Here is a 16,812-nt window from a genome sequence, read left to right on the forward strand (position 1 = left end):
TCCTCCTTTTTGAGAAGAACATTAGTTCTGCGTACGTTTGTTCGTCATAAGAAGAGAGGGTTGGATTTTTGTCCAACCCTCTCTCTTTTGCAGGTGGATTGCCTAGAAGCCGAGAAACTCCCATTGCTCTCTGGTCCTGACGCGGTTGGGGAGCTCGTCCTCCTCCATGACCGAGCCCTGGGCATCGGAAACCGCTTCTGAAATCTTCTGGAAGGCGTCCTTCGTCGCTTTTACCCCTGCGCGCAGGCTCTCACGGGCAGAATCGGTCAGCAGCACGCGGTACGTCACGTAGCCTACCGCAGTCACTCCCGTAATCAGAATCACTGGAACAAAGGCGCGCACCTTCACTCAGACCACGTCCCCGGCCCGGCGAGAAGATCCACGATGTGGGCAAGCTCATCCTCGCTCTTGAACTCAATCTCTATCTTGTTCTTGCCTCGAACGTTCTTCACCTTGACGTTGGTATCAAGTGCCAGCTTCATCTGACGGGCGGCGCGCTTGAAGGACTGGGGAACCGGCAGGCGTACCGGCTTCTCAGTCTTCTCGCTGACAGAAAACAGTGGGGCAAGACTTTCTGTCTGACGCACCGACAAATGCTCGTCCACCACCTTGTTAGCCAGACTGATGCGGCCCTCCTCACTCGGGACGGCTAGGATGGCACGGGCATGGCCTGCCGTGAGTTTTCCCTCGTCCACGAGGTTCTGAACCTCCTGAGGAAGATCGAGGAGCCTGAGGGTGTTTGTGATGGTAGAGCGAGACTTGGAGAGAGCCTTGGCAAGCTCTTCTTGTGTCAGACCCTTCTCCTTGATGAGCTGTCGATATCCCTGCGCCTCCTCCAGAGGGGTGAGGTCAGACCGCTGAAGATTCTCAATCAAGGCAAGCTTGAAGACGTCCTCGTCTGATATCTCACGAATGATGACCGGAACCTCGTCAAGCCCTGCGGCCTTGGCCGCCTGATAGCGACGCTCTCCAGCCACAATCTCATAGTAGTCACCCTGCTTTCGTACCAGGAGTGGCTGCAGGATTCCATTTTGTTTGATTGAGTCAGTCAGTTCGGCAAGGTCATCAGCCTTGAACGTCTTTCTCGGCTGTCCTTTGTTTGGACGAATCTTGCTTAGGGGAAGCGTCGAGTCTGGGTGCATACCCGCTGTCTCGGCATCCGCTTCTCCTACAAGGAGCCCAAGGCCTTTGCCTAAACCACTTTTCTTAGCCACGTGCAACCACCTCTCTTGCCAGCTTCGAATAGGCAAGGGCACCCTTGCTCACGCGCGCGTACATTGCAACTGGAAGACCATGGCTTGGAGCCTCAGACACCTTTACGTTGCGCGGGATAATGGTCTTGAACATCTTCTTGCCAAAATAGTTCTGGACCTCGTCAACGACTTGCTTCGAAAGCGTCGTCCTACTGTCGAACATCGTCATGACCACGCCAAAAATCTCTAGATCTGGATTCATGCGACGCTTTACCATCTGCATTGACTCAAGGAGCTTTGCCACACCCTCAAGTGCGTAGTATTCGCACTGAATCGGAATGATGAGGCTATCCGCAGCGACCAACGCGTTGATGGTGAGAAGACCCAGTGAAGGGGGACAGTCAATAAAGACGTAGTCGAATTCGTCCTTTACCTTCTCGATAGCCTCCTTGAGCACAGACTCACGTGCCATGGCGGCCACAAGCTCGATTTCCGCTGTTGCAAGCTGAATCGTGGCGGGAACTATAAAGACATTAGGCTCACAGGTCTCAACAATTGTGTCCTCGATAGGTTGGTCATGAAGAATGACGTCGTAGATGTCATGCTCCAGGTCCTCTTTTTCGATTCCATAGCCACTTGTTGAGTTTCCCTGCGGGTCAAAGTCAACAACAAGCACCTTTTTCTTGCCCTCCCCAAGACAAGCCGAAAGGTTAATGACTGTTGTTGACTTTCCAACACCACCCTTTTGGTTAATTACCGCGACAACCTTGCTGTTACGCTGTGGAAGACCTCGTTTTACGTCTTTGTAGCTCATTTGTCCCCCATATTTCTTTCGGTTCAGTAGAAATGCCTTGTATCAGCATCATACGTGATTGTTTCACGTGAAACTGTGTCAATCTTCCTTATTGCAGCCTATATCTAGCAGAAGACATGTTTCACGTGAAACCTGAGCTCATTACGCGAATTTGTATACAGGTTTCTTCAAACCTGTCTATGGGGGCTTCGATTCCAATGAATCGGATGCTTAGTTTGCTACATATCATGTTTCACGTGAAACCTAGCCTGCAGTTAAATATGGGCAAGCCAGGTTCGCCTATTATTCCTGTTTACTATGACGTATGAAAACATCCGTCATATATATTTTGAGATGTGTTTACCTATCTCAGCAACTAGGTCTGGAGAACTGGATTGTAGAGTTCGGAGTAAACGGCTGACCGTACTCATCTCGCTCCATAGAAGCGTCTCGATAAAGTTGCGATTCTTTGAACACCAAGACAGACAAATGGTGACTGGGGCCATTCAATCTGATTTGACAAGTGCTCGGCTAAGGTCATAAGCCTAATGTCGTTCTCCTAGCAAGCTATAACTCGTTTTGTTTTTGACATGAGGTACTTCCATCATCTCCAGACTAAAGGCCTCCCCATCGTTTGTCTGAACGATGGGGAGGACACATGAACAATCTTTACGGGACCTACTCTCCTAGAGGTTCCCTCTTTGCAAGCCCTGTCTTTCGAGGAAGCTTGATCGTGGGCTTTCTCACCTTCTTAAAGACAAGAACCTCTCGATGACCAAGTCCTCGGGGCAGCTCAAAGGTTTCACGTGAAACAAGTTCTAGACCACAAATCTTAGCTGCACGAACACCCCTCTCAATTTCCTCTGTCTCAGGACGTCCCTTCTGAACAAGAAGCAGCCCATTGTGAGAAAGAAGAGGGGTGGCATACTCAACGAGTGCGTTGGTCTGAGCCACAGCGCGAGCAAGTACTATTGTCTGACTCCCACCATGAGTTCGAGCATAGTCCTCAACACGGTCGTGAACCGCAACAAGCCTTCTCATTCCAAGCTCCTGAATGAACTCGTTGACGGCAGCAACCTTCTTTCCAACTGAGTCAAGAAGAGTCCCGTGGGAACCAGTCATCACCCCAAAGGGAATCCCAGGAAACCCACCACCTGTACCAAGATCAAGGTAGCGGTCCTTCTCGCTAACCGAAACTTCACGGGAGGCAAGCGGAAGAAGAGAGTCCACAAGATGCAATGTCACCGCATCAGCCGGCTCAGTGATACGAGTGAGGTTAACCACCTTGTTCTTCTCAATGAGAAGCTCAAGGTGACGAACCATCAGCTCGGCCTGTTCCTTCTTACATCTAATCCCAAAGACAGCAAGCTCTTCAACGAGCTGTGCGATAAGAGCATCATGCATGTTAATCCAATCAGGACAACTGACCATGACAAGAAGTCACGATGCAGAGGTTTTTGTCATAGAAAAGGGAGGGCGCCTGAGACGCCCTCCCTAAGGATACAGAATCAATCAACGCTCCGTCGAGTGAACGAAGCTGAGGAATCAGAAGCTACCTGACCGCAGTAATGACCACGCGACGCTCCGGCTCCTCGCCTTCGGAATGCGTGACCACGCTATCGTCATCACGCAGGGCAAGGTGAATCAACCGACGCTCGTAGGCGTTCATAGGAGCGAGGGTCACCTTACCGCCGCGCTGGCGAGCACGCGCCGCAGAAGAGCGAGCAATCTCCTCGAGCTTGCGCTTACGGCGGCTCTTGTAGCTCTCGATGTCCACGGTCACGGGATAGTAGAACTTGATCTTGCTACTGAGCAGCGAGGTCAGAACCATCTGCAGGGCGTCGAGCGTACGACCATGACGACCAATGAGAACGGCCAGGTCCCCTTCGCTCACGTCAAGGATGAGCTCGCCGTCCTCCCCGTCATACTCGTCAATGGAGCAGTGGTCCTCCCCAAAGAGAGACAGGATACCCTTGAGGTAGCCAACCGCAAGGTCTGCAATGCGATCCATCTCGTCGTCGGTCAGGGCGACACCGGCCTCGTAGTGCTCACGGATGGAGGCGAACTCGTCGGCGTCCTCGACGCCCGTCTGTCCCTCGGTGAGCTCACTGGAGTCCATCATCGCGTCCTCCGCCATCTCAGCCTCCTGCAATATAAATAACTAAAACTAAACGACTCTATAAGAGCAGCTTGTAAATAGGAACAACTAGCTCTTCTTGTGCGGGCGCGGCTTCTTCTCGCGACGCACCACGTCAACCTCGATGGGCTTGTTGGCAGCCTCAGCGGCGGCCTCGGCCTTGGCCTTCTCCATGACGCGCTTGGTGATGAGCTGCTGCTGGACGACCTGCCAGAGCGAGGAGGTCACATAGTAGAGCAGGACGGCTGCCGGGCAGCTTGCCCAGCCGAACCACAGCATCAGGATGGCCATGACGCCACCCATCATGTAGCTCTGGGAGCGCTGCTCGGCAGGCTGGTTGCGGGCGGTGAGCACCATCGGGACAAACGTCAGGATGCCAAAGAGCACGTCAAAGGCAATGTAGGGAACCGCCGCCACGATACCGGAGGCATCCACGACCTGCGCAACGGAGAGGGAGATCGAGGGGAGGATGTTGAAGAAGCTCGCGTCCGTGGGCACGTTGCGTACCACGGAGAACAGGCCGAAGAAGACCGGCATCTGCAGGATGAGCGGCAGGCAGCCCCCAAGCGGGTTGAACTTCATGTCCGCGTAGACCTTGCGCAGCTCCTCAGCCTGGCGCGTCGGGTCGTCGGCATAGCGCTCCTGAATCTCCTGCAGCTTGGGCTGCATGACCTGCATGCGCGCCGTCGACTTGGTGGAGTGCGTCATGAGCGGCGTCAGGATGAGTCGGATGATGAGGGTCAGCACGATGACAGCAAGTCCCCAGTCTCCGACGAACCCCTCGATGCCCGCGAGAATCGCGGTCAGTAAGTTAATAAACCATTCCCACATGGTTCCTCCGTGGCCCGCGCCCCTCAGGGCACGGGGTCATATCCGCCAGCATGGAGGGGATGGCACCTGAGGATCCTGCGAACCGCAAGCCCGCACCCCCGAACGAATCCGTGGCGCTCGATGGCCTGACGCGCGTACTCGGAGCAGGTGGGCAGATAGATGCACCGCGGGGCAAGGAGCGGGGACACGTGCCTCTGGTAGAGGTCGATGGCCCAGGTGGCCACGCGCGCCGCCGCCGTCTGCCCTCCGCGGGGGGTCACCTTACACGCCCGCCTTTCCGAGCAGCCTCCTCAACGCACCAGACACCTGCTCAGGCGAGCTGTCATGGGTCCGGTACGTCGAGAGGAGAATCACGTCATAGCCGTCCCTCGGAAGCCCGGCAAGGCGCGCCGACTCTCTCAGCACGCGCTTGCACCTGTTCCGAAAGACGGCGTTACCGAGCCTCTTCGCTGCGACGAAGGCGACCCGCCCGGGGCCGCCTTCGTCGAGCGGTGCCACTCGAATGCGCAGGTAGGAATCGTTGTAACCCCTCCCCTGCGAGAAGACCCTCTCAAAATCCCTGCGTGACTTGATGGTCTTCATAAGACGTCGCTAGACGGTGAGGCGCTTGCGACCCTTGGCACGACGACGGGCGAGGACGGCGCGACCGCCCTTGGTGGCCATGCGGGCACGGAACCCGTGCGTGGTGGCGCGCTTGCGCTTGTTCGGCTGATACGTACGCTTCATAGCTATTCCTCCCGATTGGGTTTAGGCGTCCTTTAGAGCAATAAGCTCAGAGATTGTAAGGGTCTTTCACGCGACGTGTCAATTTAGCCACCAAAGAATCTCCATGTTTGGGCCGCTCAGACACCTCGTTTGTCACCGCGGCGAGAAATGCCAGGGTGAGACGCAGCTTTCACTCGATGAATCCATCTTTGCATATGGATGAAAGATGTCTTTCTCATGGTATGATTTTTCAGCACACGGAACCCACATAGACCGAGTTTTCTACTATTGATAATCAGCTGTAGAAAACTTTCGTTCATATCGAATTCTCACTGAAAAGTTTTCGACACTTGTTCAGCGATTGTAGAAAGGGGAGAAGACGGTGGCGCGGGACTTCTATCCCTTTGTCGAGAAGGACGACGCCGACGCAACCGACGGGGACGCTGGAGGGAACCTCGAGGTCCACCATCCCGCGCGCATAGCCGTCTACGACGACGCCTCCGCCGCGCCGCGCGTAGTGGTCATAGAGCCCTGCGAGGTGCGCGACTACCTCGAGCAGATCACGGCAGCGGTGAACCGTCTCTCTCACGAGCAGGGCGGGACCATTCCTTTCATGGTCATCAGGGAGATCGTCGAAAACTTCATCCACGCCTACTTCCAGGCGCCGACGATCACCATCCTCGACGGCGGCAACACCATTCGCTTCTCCGACCAGGGCCCGGGAATAGCCTCCAAGGACCTCGCGCTCGAGTACGGGACGAGCTCGGCCACCGAGGAGATGAAGCACTACATCCGCGGGGTGGGGAGCGGCCTTCCCTATGTCCAGCAGTACATGACGGACAAGGGCGGCAGCCTTGAGATAGAGGACAACATCGCAGGGGGGACCGTGGTGACCATCTCCACCCACCCACGCGAGGAGGCCCGCGCCGTCTCGGGAGTCTCCACGGCCCCCTCGTCTCCGATGTCCGCGCCGACCTCCCCGCAAACACAGTCTCCCTGGCAGCCCCCGGCGTCACAGGCCCCGGTGCCGCAGCAGATGCAGGGGTGGGCACAGCAGGCATACCCCGGTCCCTGGTCCCAGCCCTACCAGCAGGGAGCATGGCAGCCAGCGGCGCAGGCCTGGGTGCCACGTGGCCCGTCGGCCTACCCCTATCAGCCGGCGCCCGGCGCTCCCTCGTCCTTCTCGCCGGAGCCGCAGCCGCAGCCGCAGGCAGCCTACCAGGTGCCCTCTCCTCAACGGCAGGTTGCACCCTTCGTGCCGGCCATCCAGCTTGACGACCGTTCCCACCAGGTGCTCACCTTCCTCGCGGAGCACGAGGTCGTGGGCCCAACGGAGCTCGTGCGCGCCTTCGGCTCCTCGGCAGCCACCTGGTCTAGGACCCTCTCTAACCTGAATGCCCAGGGGCTGGTGACAAAGGTCGGGCAGAAGTACCAGCTCACCGCCGTGGGCAGGACGTTCGTCTAGGCGTCGGCGGAAACTTATCAACAATCACCTATACTGTGGCAGCAGTTTTCGACATTTGGTGATTGCGGGGCACATGGACATATCTCTGGAATCTGACGCCGAGGCGCTGTGGCAGGACGCGCTCGACCTTCTCGCTGACAGGAGCCTGCCGGAGGCGGTGCTTGCCATGCTGCGGAACTGCGTTCCAGTGGGCATGGACGACGGGGTCCTCCGGCTTGAGACGCCCATGCGCCTGGTTCTCAAGACCGTCTCCAAGAACGCCCCCACGATAGAGGAGTGCCTCACGCAGGCGGCCTTCCAGCCGATGCGCCTGGAGATCTCCTTTGCCGCCGGCAAGGCGCCAGCGCCGCGGCCAACGTCCACGATGACCCGCGCCGAGGCCGAGAGTTGGAACGCCGACACCACGCCGGGCGCCCAGGTGCCAGCTCCGCGGACCCTCATCGAGGACACCTGGGACGAGCGTGCCGCCGTCGCGGAGCGTGAGGAGGAGAACCGGCGCCGCCGAGCACGAAACCCCCTGGTGGAGGACATCTCCGAGGCAACCTCAAAGCTCACCTTTGACCGCTTTGTCCGTGGCGAGGAGAACGACATCGCCTACCAGGCGGCACTGCAGGTGGCAAACGGCATGAACAGCACCTACAACCCCCTCTTCATCTACGGCAAGAGCGGTCTGGGCAAAACGCACCTGCTACGCGCCATACAGAACTACATAGCCCGGAACGACCCCTCCCGCCTGTGCGTCTACCGCGACGCCTCGGCCTTCATCACCGACTACACCGAGGCCATGCGCCACTCCGAGCGCTCGGCCGCCTCGGTGCTGCGTCAGAACTATGCGGACATCGACGTCCTCATCATCGACGACGTGCAGAAGATGGCCGGCAAGGCGGGCACCGTGGGGTTCTTCTTCGACACCTTCAACGAGCTCGTGGGCAACGGCAAGCAGATCGTGCTGGCCGCCGACCGCACGCCCGCTCAGCTCGGAATGGGCAAGGACGGCTTCGACGAGCGCGTCACGAGCCGCCTGAGCTCGGGCTTCACCGCGCCGATCCAGGTCCCGAGCTACGAGCTCAAGCTGCGCCTCATAGAGACCTTCTGCGAGCGCATGCGCGACGACGCCCTGCGCGAGAACGTCCATGGCCTTACCGGCGAGGTCCCCGAGGAGGCACGTCAGTACATGGCCGAGCGCGCCGGGACCAACATCCGCGTCATAGAGGGGTTCTGTCAGCGCTGCCTCTTCGCCGCGACCGCGGCGGAGGCGCGCGGGGAGAGGCTCACCCGGGAGGAGATCGAGTCTCTTGCGCGCGAGTGCTGGCCCAGCGCGCGGCTCACGGTCTCCATAGAGGACGTGCAGAAGGCCGTCGAGAAGTACTATGACATCGACCACTCGAGCCTCATCGGCAACAAGCGTCACAAGTCACTGATGGAGGCGCGGCACGTGGCCATCTGGCTCTCCCGCGAGCTGTGCGACCGCACGCTCGCCGACATCGGCAAGCACTTCGGCGGGAGGAGCCACGCCACGATCATGCACAGCATCAGCGTGGTGGACGAGGCCAAGCGGGAGGACAAGGGGTTCTACGACCGACTCATGCAGATCCGCGAGTCGATAACGGGAAACGTCTAGCGTTGCGCGCGCACGAATGTAGACAATCGTGTTGACAGGCTGTCAGAGGGAGGAGAAAAACCATGAGGTCGTGTAGAAGGAGTTTTCGACAACGCCGGTGATGTCGAGGCGTGTCAAAGGCGAGCCCGTCTTCCAAGAGCATGGCGCAACACCTCTGACCTCGTGTTTCTCTGAGTTTTCCACTTATCTACACGCTCTATTACTACTACTGCTCTTATATTTATCTATAAGTACAAACAGAAGGGGTCAGCCGTGAAGTTCACCGTCAGCCAGTCAGCGCTCATGAAGGCCCTCGCCGTGGTGGCCAAGGGCATGGGAACCAACTCGACCCTCCCCATCCTCTCCGGGATCTACGTCCGTGCGGGCGAGGGGACCCTTGAGTTCCAGACCAACAACCTGACCATCTCCATCCGCCACCTCATCCCCGCCAACGTCGAGGAGCCCGGCGAGACGGTGGTCTCCGGCAAGGTGCTCACCAGCATCGTCAAGACCCTCCCCGACGCTGCGGTGACCTTCGACGGCGCCGACCGCAACCTCAAGATCTCCTGCGACAAGTCAACCTTCCGCCTCAACACGCTCAACCCCGCCGACTGGGCTGCCTTCCCGGAGCTCGCGCCCACGCGCACGATCGAGCTCCCGAGCGACCTGCTCTCCCGGATGGTGGACAAGGTCTACCGCGTGACCTCGCGTGAGACGAGCCGCCCCATCCTGCAGGGCATCCTGCTCACGGTGGAGGACAACACCATCCGTCTGGTGGCAACCGACTCCTTCCGCCTGGCCGTCTGCGACTCCTCCGTGGAGGCCGCGCCGGGAGAGGCCTTCCGTGCCATCGTGCCGGGCACGGTCTTCCACGACGTCCTGGGCATGCCGTCGATGACGGACACGGTGCAGATCGGCACCACGGACAGCCAGGTGGTCTTCTCCTTTGGCAACACGACGTTCGTCTCGCGCCGCATCGAGGGCAACTTCCCCGACTACAAGCAGCTCCTGCCTCCCACCTGTGCCACCGCAGTGGAGCTCGACGTGGAGGCGTTCTCGGCCGCGCTCAAGCGCGTGTCCGTGATCGCGCTGCAGAACGCCTCGGTCCGCTTTGACATCGACGCCGACGGAGGCCTGGTGCGCCTCTCCGCCTCCTCGCCCGAGCAGGGAGAGTCCACCGAGACCATTGCCTGCGAGGTGGAGGGCCAGAGCATGGCCATCGCCCTCAACTACCACTACGTCTTCGACTGCGTGAACGCCGTCTCCGAGGGCTCGGGCATGCGCCTGGAGCTCCAGGGCTCCACGCAGCCGGGCATCTTCAAGAGCAACGGCAAGGTGAACTACCTCTACCTGCTCATGCCGGTGCGCCTCTAGCGAGAAGGACCGTGGGTCTTCGGGTCACAGAGCTCGCCCTCGCGGACTTCCGCAGCTTCGAGCGCCTCGAGCTCGCGCTCTCGCCCTCGGTGACGGTCTTCGTGGGGCCCAACGCGGCCGGCAAAACCAACACCGTGGAGGCGCTGCAGCTGCTCACCGCCGGGCAGTCGTTCCGTCGCCCCGCGCCGCGCCAGCTCGTGCGCGATGGTGCGGAGTCGGCGCGGATTGACGCGCGGATGGAGGGAGACAGCCGCGTGCTGGACGCCCGCTGCGACGTCACGCTGACGCCCCCGCGCCGGCAGTTCTCCCGCAACGGGAAGCGCTGCCACGCGGCCGACATGCCCGAGGCGCTCATGAGCGTGCTCTTCACCCCGGACGACCTCGCGCTCGTGAAGCGCGGGGCGTCGCACCGCCGCGCGGAGCTGGACGACTTCGGCCGGCAGGCCAACCGCGGCTACGCCAACGTGCTCTCGGCCTACCTGCGCTCCGTGGAGCAGCGAAACCGCCTGCTCAAGGACGAGTTCCCGGACGCCTCGCTCATCGACGCCTGGGACGCGTCGGTGGCGCTCGGCGGCGCCACACTGCTCCATGCGCGCCTTCGGCTCTTCGGTCGCCTGGCGAGGAAGGTCTCGGCGGTCTATGCCACCGTCTCGGGCGGCGAGGAGCTCTCCTGCACCTACGAGTGCACCCTCGGGAACTGCACGGAGCTGGCGGGTCTTGGCCGTGACGAGCTGCGCGACCGCTTCATGGAGCGTCTGGCCGCCTCCCGCGCGGAGGACCTGCGCCGCGGGCAGACCTGCGTGGGGCCCCACCGCGACGACGTCCGCTTTGAGATCTCTGGTCGCGACGCCCGCTCCTTCGGCTCCCAGGGCCAGCAGCGCTCCGTGGCACTCGCGCTCAAGATGGCCGAGGTGGAGCTCGCCGAGGAGATCCTCGGCTCCCGCCCGGTCCTGCTGCTCGACGACGTGATGAGCGAGCTCGACGAGCGCCGCCGCGACGCCGTGATGTCCTTCGTCCGCGGTGGGATCCAGACGGTGGTCACCACCACCAACCTCGGGTACTTCTCGCCGGAGCTCATCGATGCGGCGGAGGTGGTGCGCTTTGGCGAGAAGGACTGACGGCGCGCGTCCCAGCACGGACCACCTCCCGCCCGTGACCTCCGAGCTCGTGGCGTCCGAGCTCAGGCGAGCCGCCGCCCCGACGCCAGCCGCAGACGTCTTCTCCGCGTGCTTGGACGCCCTCGACGGGCACGGCGAGGTACGTTCCACGTGGAGCGCCGGCCGCGCGTGGAACGCGGTGAACGGGGACATCGAGCGTGCGCACACCACTGGCGTCTTCGTCCGCGAGCCGCACGGACACGAGCAGCTGCCCACGCTGATCGTCTACGTGGACTCCCGCAGCCGCGTCACGGACTTCACCGCCAACCGCGAGGTCTACCGCGCGCGGCTGGAAAACGTCGGGCTGCGCTTCCAGGACGTGACCTTCCGCGTGTCCAAGCGCCCCACCCGCGCCGCCGCGGCCGCGCCGAGGAAGGCGGACGGTGCGGCGGGAGGTCCTTCTCGCCCGCTGCCGGAGCTCACGCCGGAGGAGGCCGCAGAGGTCGAGAGGCTCTGTGCGTGCCTGCCTGACGCGCTGAGGGACAGCGTCTCTCAGGCGATGAGGCTCTCGTATCGCCGGGAGCGAGACGAACAGAGCGGAATTGGTGAATGAGGGCTTAGACAGTCTCTCACGGCCCCACAAGCGGTATCATTGAATCGTCTGGGCAGATTTTGGTCTGGGACCAGACAAACATCGAACCCTGAGCACATCGCCGCAGCTCTTGTCAAAGAGAGGATGACGCGTGGCAAAGAAGAACGAGAACGAGTACGGCGCGAGCGAGATTAAGATCCTCGAGGGACTCGAGGCCGTCCGCAAGCGCCCCGGCATGTACATCGGCACCACGTCCGCGTCCGGCCTGCACCACCTGGTGTGGGAGATCGTGGACAACTCGGTGGACGAGGCCATGGCCGGCTTCTGCACCAAGATCCGCGTGACGGTGCACCCGGACAACTCGATCACCGTCGAGGACAACGGCCGCGGCATCCCCGTGGAGAAGCACCCGGTCAAGAAGATCCCGACCCTCGAGGTGGTCCTCACCATCCTGCACGCCGGCGGCAAGTTCGACAACAACGCCTACAAGGTCTCCGGCGGCCTCCACGGCGTGGGCGTCTCCGTGGTCAACGCGCTCTCCAAGAAGCTCATCGCGCAGGTCAAGCGCGACGGCAAGATCTACGAGATGGTCTTTGAGCGCGGCAAGACCGTGCAGAAGATGAAGGTCGTGGGCACCTCCAAGGCCACCGGCACCACGATCACCTTCTGGCCGGACGAGGAGATCTTCGAGACCACGGTCTACAGCTGGGACACCCTGCACGACCACCTTCAGGAGACGGCCTTCCTGAACAAGAACCTCAAGATCTCCCTCACCGACGAGCGCGAGCTCATGCCTCGCACCGAGGAGTTCTGCTACGCCGGCGGCATCATCGACTTCGTGAAGTTCCTGAACGCCGAGAAGGACATCCTCCCCGGCCTCTCCCGCCCCATCTACATCGAGGGGCGCTCCGCCGCCGACGCGCCGGAGTCCCAGATGGGCGAGGTCGAGGTGGCCATGCAGTGGAACACCGGCTACTCCGAGCACACGCTCTCCTTTGCCAACGATATCTACACCGAGGAGGGCGGCATGCACCTCGAGGGCTTCCGCACCGCCCTCACCAAGGTGATCAACGACTACGGCCGCAAGCAGAACATCATCAAGGAGAAGGACGCCAACCTCACCGGCGACGACATCCGCGAGGGACTCACGGCCGTCATCTCCGTGAAGCTTCCCGACCCGCAGTTCGAGGGCCAGACCAAGGCCAAGCTCGGCAGCTCCTATATGCGCACACTGACCAACCGCATTGTGTCGCAGGGCATGGCCGAGTACCTCGAGGAGCACCCCAACCAGGCCAAGGAGATCCTGAAGAAGGCCTCCCAGGCTGCCAAGGGTCGCCTTGCGGCCCAGAAGGCGCGCCAGGCCACGCGCCGCAAGAGCCTGCTCGAGAGCGCCGCGCTTCCCGGCAAGCTGGCCGACTGCTCGGTGCGCGACGCCGAGATGACCGAGCTCTTCATCGTGGAGGGTGACTCCGCAGGTGGATCGGCCAAGGACGGTCGCCGGCGCGACATCCAGGCCATCCTGCCGCTTCGTGGCAAGATCTTGAACGTGGAGCGCGTGGGCGACCACAGGGCCTTCTCGTCCGACACCATCCAGGCGCTCATCACCGCCATCGGCACCGGCGTGACCACCGGCACCGGCGAGGGCGGCGACTTCGACCTCTCCAAGGCGCGCTACCACAAGATCATCATCATGACGGATGCCGACGTCGACGGCGCGCACATCCGCATCCTGCTGATGACCTTCTTCTACAAGTACATGCGCCCGCTCATCGACGCCGGCTACGTCTACATTGCCACGCCGCCCATCTTCGGCGTGAAGGTGCGCAACAAGATCCACTACGTCTACCCCGACGGCAAGACCCCCGAGGACGAGCTGCTGCGCCAGACCATCCGCGGCCTTGGGCTCGACCCCGACGAGGAGGACGAGACCGACAAGTCCCAGGCGGCCATCAAGGGCTCGGGCCGCAAGCGCAAGGGCTACTCCGTCCAGCGCTACAAGGGTCTGGGCGAGATGGACCCCAAGCAGCTCGCGTCCACCACGATGGATCCCAAGACGCGCATTCTGCAGCGCGTGACCATCGAGGACGCCGCCATGGCCGACCGTGCCGTGCGCGAGCTCATGGGCAACCAGGTCGAGTACCGGCGCGACTACATCGAGAAGCACGCGCACGACGCCCGCTTCCTCGACGCGTAACCCCACTTCGTATCACCCAGAGAAAGGCCACACGTGGCAGACGAGAACAACACCACCCCCGACGGAATGCCCGACGACCTGAGGCGTCTTCTCGCCCGCGCCGAGCAGGGCGACGACGCCACCGGAGACGTCTACATCGAGGACGACTCCGATGATGAGGACGACGCCGACGACGGCGAGCTCGAGGAGAGCTTCGGCACCAACGCCCGCGGCGAGGACGCCGGCGAGACGGACATCAACGGCGGCTCGCTGCAAATCAGCGAGTTCGGCCACGAGATGAAGCAGAGCTTCATCGAGTACTCGATGTCGGTTATCACCGCGCGCGCCCTGCCGGACGTGCGCGACGGCCTCAAGCCCGTGCACCGCCGCATCCTCTACGCCATGAACGAGTCGGGCATCTTCCCCAACCGACCGCACAAGAAGAGCGCCTGGACGGTCGGCGAGGTCATCGGCAAGTACCACCCGCACGGTGACTCCGCCGTCTACGACACCATGGTCCGCCTGGCCCAGTGGTTCTCCATGCGCGTGCCGCTGATCGACGGTCACGGCAACTTCGGCAACATCGACGGCGACGGCGCGGCGGCCATGCGATACACCGAGAGCCGCCTGGCCAAGCCCGCCATGGAGCTCCTGCGCGACCTGCAGAAGGACACCGTCGACTGGCAGCCCAACTACGACGAGTCCCTCGCAGAGCCGCAGGTCCTGCCCGCGCGCTTCCCCAACCTTCTGGTCAACGGCTCCTCGGGCATCGCCGTCGGCATGGCCACCAACATCCCGCCACACAACCTCGGCGAGGCCGTCGAGGCCACCTGTGCCTTCATCGACAACCCCGACATCACGGTCGACGAGCTCATGCAGGTCATGCCCGGCCCGGACTTCCCCACCGGCGCCATCATCATGGGCTCCGACGGCATCCGCCAGGCCTACGAGACCGGCCGCGGCTCGCTCACCGTGCGCGCCAAGGCACACGTGGAGTCCACCAAGACCGGCCGCTCGCGCCTCGTCTTCACCGAGATCCCCTACCAGGTGAGCAAGGGCACGCTGCAGGAGAAGATCGCGCAGCTCGTCAACGAGAAGCGCATCGAGGGCATCTCCGACATGCGCGACGAGTCCACGCAGAAGGGCCTGCGCCTGGTCATCGAGCTCAAGAAGGGCGTGGTGCCGGAGGTCGTCCTCAACAACCTCTACAAGTTCACCTCGCTGCAGACCACCTTCGGCGTGAACAACCTCGCGCTCGTGGACGGCGTGCCCAAGTGCCTCTCGCTCCGCGAGATCCTGCGCTGCTATGTGGACCACCAGGTCGACGTGGTGACCCGTCGCACCGAGTACGACCTCAAGAAGGCGCGTGCCCGCGCCCACATCCTCGAGGGCTACCTCATCGCGCTCGACAACATCGACGAGGTCATCCACATCATCCGCTCCTCGCAGACCGACACCGAGGCCTCCCAGCGCCTCATCGAGCGCTTCGGCTTCACGCCCGAGCAGACCCAGGCCATCCTCGAGATGCGCCTGCGCCGCCTCACCGGCCTCGAGCGCGACAAGATTGAGGAGGAGCTCGCGGGCCTGCGCAAGGCGATTGCCTACTACGAGGACCTTCTCGCCCACGAGAACAAGATCCTCGCGGTCATCAAGCAGGAGATGCGCGAGATCGCGTCCAAGTACAGCGACAAGCGCCGCACGGAGATCTCCGGCGCCGCGCGTGACCTCGACGTGGAGGACCTGATCGCCGACGAGGACATGGTCGTCACGATCACCCACACCGGCTACGTCAAGCGCATCCCGGTGGCCACCTACCGCTCCCAGAAGCGCGGCGGCAAGGGCGTCCAGGGCCTCTCCCTCAAGGACAACGACTTCGTCGAGGACCTCTTTGTGGCGAGCACCCACGACTACGTGCTGTTCTTCACCAACCTCGGCAAGGTCTACCGTCTCAAGGTGCACGAGCTGCCCATCGGCAGCCGCCAGGCGCGCGGCTCGGCCATCGTCAACGTGCTCGCGCTCGCTGAGGGCGAGCACCCCACGGCGGTCATCACCACGCGCGAGTTCCCCGCGGACGAGTACCTGATGTTTGCCACGCGCGGTGGCATGGTCAAGAAGACGGCCATGAGCGAGTACGACAAGAGCCGCCGCGACGGCATCATCGCCATCAACCTGCACGAGGGCGACGAGCTCGTCAACGTCCGCCGCGTGCGCCCCGGCGAGAAGGTCATCCTGGTGTCCACTGACGGCAAGGCGATCCTCTTCGACGAGACCGAGGTCCGTGCGATGGGCCGCAACACCTCCGGCGTCCGTGGTATCACCCTCAAGGGCGAGGCCAGGATGCTCGGCATGGAGATCACCAACGGCAACGGCGACCTGTTCGTCATCACCGAGAACGGCTACGGCAAGCGCACGCCCATCTCCGAGTACCCCGAGCACAAGCGCGGCGGCCAGGGCGTCTACACCATCGCGATGACGGCCAAGAAGGGCAACCTCGTGGCCTGCCGCGTGGTAGGCCCGCAGCACGAGCTCATGATCGTGAGCGAGGAGGGCGTCGTCATCCGCGTGAAGTCCGGCGACGTGAGCCGCCTCGGCCGCTCCACGCAGGGCGTCAAGGTGATGAACCTCGCCGACGGCGACCGCGTGAGCGCCGTGGCCCGCATGGTGACGCACAAGAAGAAGGCCCCGAAGCACGACGAGGCCCAGGGCATGCTCGACCTGGCCGCGGCCGGCGCCAAGGACGCCGACGAGCCCGAGAGCGTCGACATCGGCGGCGACGAGGAGCTCTCCGACGACCTGATCGACGACGAGGAGTAGCCTGTCGCGGCGCTGTGCCGCGCAGGAGTGAGACGAAG

The 16,812-nt window shown here is 62.1% G+C and carries 16 protein-coding genes; 7 read left to right on the forward strand and 9 right to left on the reverse strand.

All coding sequences use genetic code 11. The annotated features are described in order from the left end of the window. Positions 1 to 102: 102 nt before the first annotated feature. The 9 genes from H9X80_RS02660 to rpmH form a co-directional block, all read right to left on the reverse strand. On the reverse strand, positions 103 to 348 hold the full coding sequence (locus tag H9X80_RS02660) for a hypothetical protein (RefSeq protein ID WP_204792806.1): 246 nt from the start codon (positions 346 to 348) through the stop codon (positions 103 to 105). Further along, the gene (locus H9X80_RS02665) at positions 345 to 1,214 is read right to left on the reverse strand and encodes a ParB/RepB/Spo0J family partition protein (RefSeq protein ID WP_342590855.1); all 870 of its coding nucleotides are present in this window, start codon (positions 1,212 to 1,214) and stop codon (positions 345 to 347) included. Before H9X80_RS02665 ends, H9X80_RS02660 begins: the two co-directional genes overlap by 4 nt. Then, complete coding sequence (locus tag H9X80_RS02670; protein WP_204792807.1) at positions 1,207 to 2,007, reverse strand: ParA family protein; 801 nt, start codon at positions 2,005 to 2,007, stop codon at positions 1,207 to 1,209. Before H9X80_RS02670 ends, H9X80_RS02665 begins: the two co-directional genes overlap by 8 nt. A 657-nt stretch (positions 2,008 to 2,664) precedes the next feature. After that, positions 2,665 to 3,390: a 16S rRNA (guanine(527)-N(7))-methyltransferase RsmG gene (gene rsmG, locus H9X80_RS02675; RefSeq protein WP_204792808.1), complete on the reverse strand. Its 726-nt coding sequence runs from the start codon at positions 3,388 to 3,390 to the stop codon at positions 2,665 to 2,667. 148 nt (positions 3,391 to 3,538) lie between these two features. Next, a complete protein-coding gene (locus H9X80_RS02680) occupies positions 3,539 to 4,123 on the reverse strand; it encodes a protein jag (RefSeq protein WP_204792809.1) in 585 nt (194 codons plus the stop codon). A 69-nt stretch (positions 4,124 to 4,192) separates the two neighbouring features. Next, positions 4,193 to 4,954 carry a YidC/Oxa1 family membrane protein insertase gene (locus tag H9X80_RS02685; protein ID WP_204792810.1) on the reverse strand — a complete coding sequence of 254 codons (762 nt, stop codon included), beginning with the start codon at positions 4,952 to 4,954 and terminating at the stop codon, positions 4,193 to 4,195. A gap of 23 nt (positions 4,955 to 4,977) precedes the next feature. Next, positions 4,978 to 5,214, reverse strand: coding sequence for a membrane protein insertion efficiency factor YidD (gene yidD, locus H9X80_RS02690; RefSeq protein WP_342590856.1), 237 nt, complete (start codon positions 5,212 to 5,214; stop codon positions 4,978 to 4,980). 1 nt (position 5,215) lies between these two features. Then, complete coding sequence (gene rnpA / locus H9X80_RS02695) at positions 5,216 to 5,536, reverse strand: ribonuclease P protein component (protein ID WP_204792811.1); 321 nt, start codon at positions 5,534 to 5,536, stop codon at positions 5,216 to 5,218. A 9-nt stretch (positions 5,537 to 5,545) separates the two neighbouring features. Beyond that, on the reverse strand, positions 5,546 to 5,680 hold the full coding sequence (gene rpmH / locus H9X80_RS02700; RefSeq protein WP_072373740.1) for a 50S ribosomal protein L34: 135 nt from the start codon (positions 5,678 to 5,680) through the stop codon (positions 5,546 to 5,548). Between the two features lie 361 nt (positions 5,681 to 6,041). Between rpmH and H9X80_RS02705 the strand changes: the two genes are divergently transcribed. The 7 genes from H9X80_RS02705 to gyrA all read left to right on the forward strand — a co-directional run bounded on the left by H9X80_RS02705 (position 6,042) and on the right by gyrA (position 16,774). Beyond that, entirely contained in the window at positions 6,042 to 7,124 is a 1,083-nt protein-coding gene (locus tag H9X80_RS02705; RefSeq protein WP_204792812.1) for an ATP-binding protein, read from the forward strand. Between the two features lie 73 nt (positions 7,125 to 7,197). Next, entirely contained in the window at positions 7,198 to 8,745 is a 1,548-nt protein-coding gene (locus H9X80_RS02710) for a DnaA ATPase domain-containing protein (RefSeq protein ID WP_204792813.1), read from the forward strand. A gap of 252 nt (positions 8,746 to 8,997) precedes the next feature. Next, the gene (gene dnaN, locus H9X80_RS02715) at positions 8,998 to 10,098 is read left to right on the forward strand and encodes a DNA polymerase III subunit beta (RefSeq protein WP_204792814.1); all 1,101 of its coding nucleotides are present in this window, start codon (positions 8,998 to 9,000) and stop codon (positions 10,096 to 10,098) included. An 11-nt stretch (positions 10,099 to 10,109) separates the two neighbouring features. Further along, on the forward strand, positions 10,110 to 11,216 hold the full coding sequence (gene recF / locus H9X80_RS02720) for a DNA replication/repair protein RecF (protein ID WP_204792815.1): 1,107 nt from the start codon (positions 10,110 to 10,112) through the stop codon (positions 11,214 to 11,216). Continuing rightward, positions 11,200 to 11,808 carry a hypothetical protein gene (locus H9X80_RS02725; RefSeq protein WP_204792816.1) on the forward strand — a complete coding sequence of 203 codons (609 nt, stop codon included), beginning with the start codon at positions 11,200 to 11,202 and terminating at the stop codon, positions 11,806 to 11,808. Before recF ends, H9X80_RS02725 begins: the two co-directional genes overlap by 17 nt. A 130-nt stretch (positions 11,809 to 11,938) precedes the next feature. Then, positions 11,939 to 13,981: a DNA topoisomerase (ATP-hydrolyzing) subunit B gene (gene gyrB / locus H9X80_RS02730; RefSeq protein WP_204792817.1), complete on the forward strand. Its 2,043-nt coding sequence runs from the start codon at positions 11,939 to 11,941 to the stop codon at positions 13,979 to 13,981. A gap of 66 nt (positions 13,982 to 14,047) precedes the next feature. After that, positions 14,048 to 16,774, forward strand: coding sequence for a DNA gyrase subunit A (gene gyrA / locus H9X80_RS02735; RefSeq protein ID WP_275100676.1), 2,727 nt, complete (start codon positions 14,048 to 14,050; stop codon positions 16,772 to 16,774). The last annotated feature ends 38 nt before the right edge of the window (positions 16,775 to 16,812 follow it).

This window comes from Olsenella profusa (assembly GCF_016900315.1).
GTDB lineage: Bacteria > Actinomycetota > Coriobacteriia > Coriobacteriales > Atopobiaceae > Thermophilibacter > Thermophilibacter profusus_A.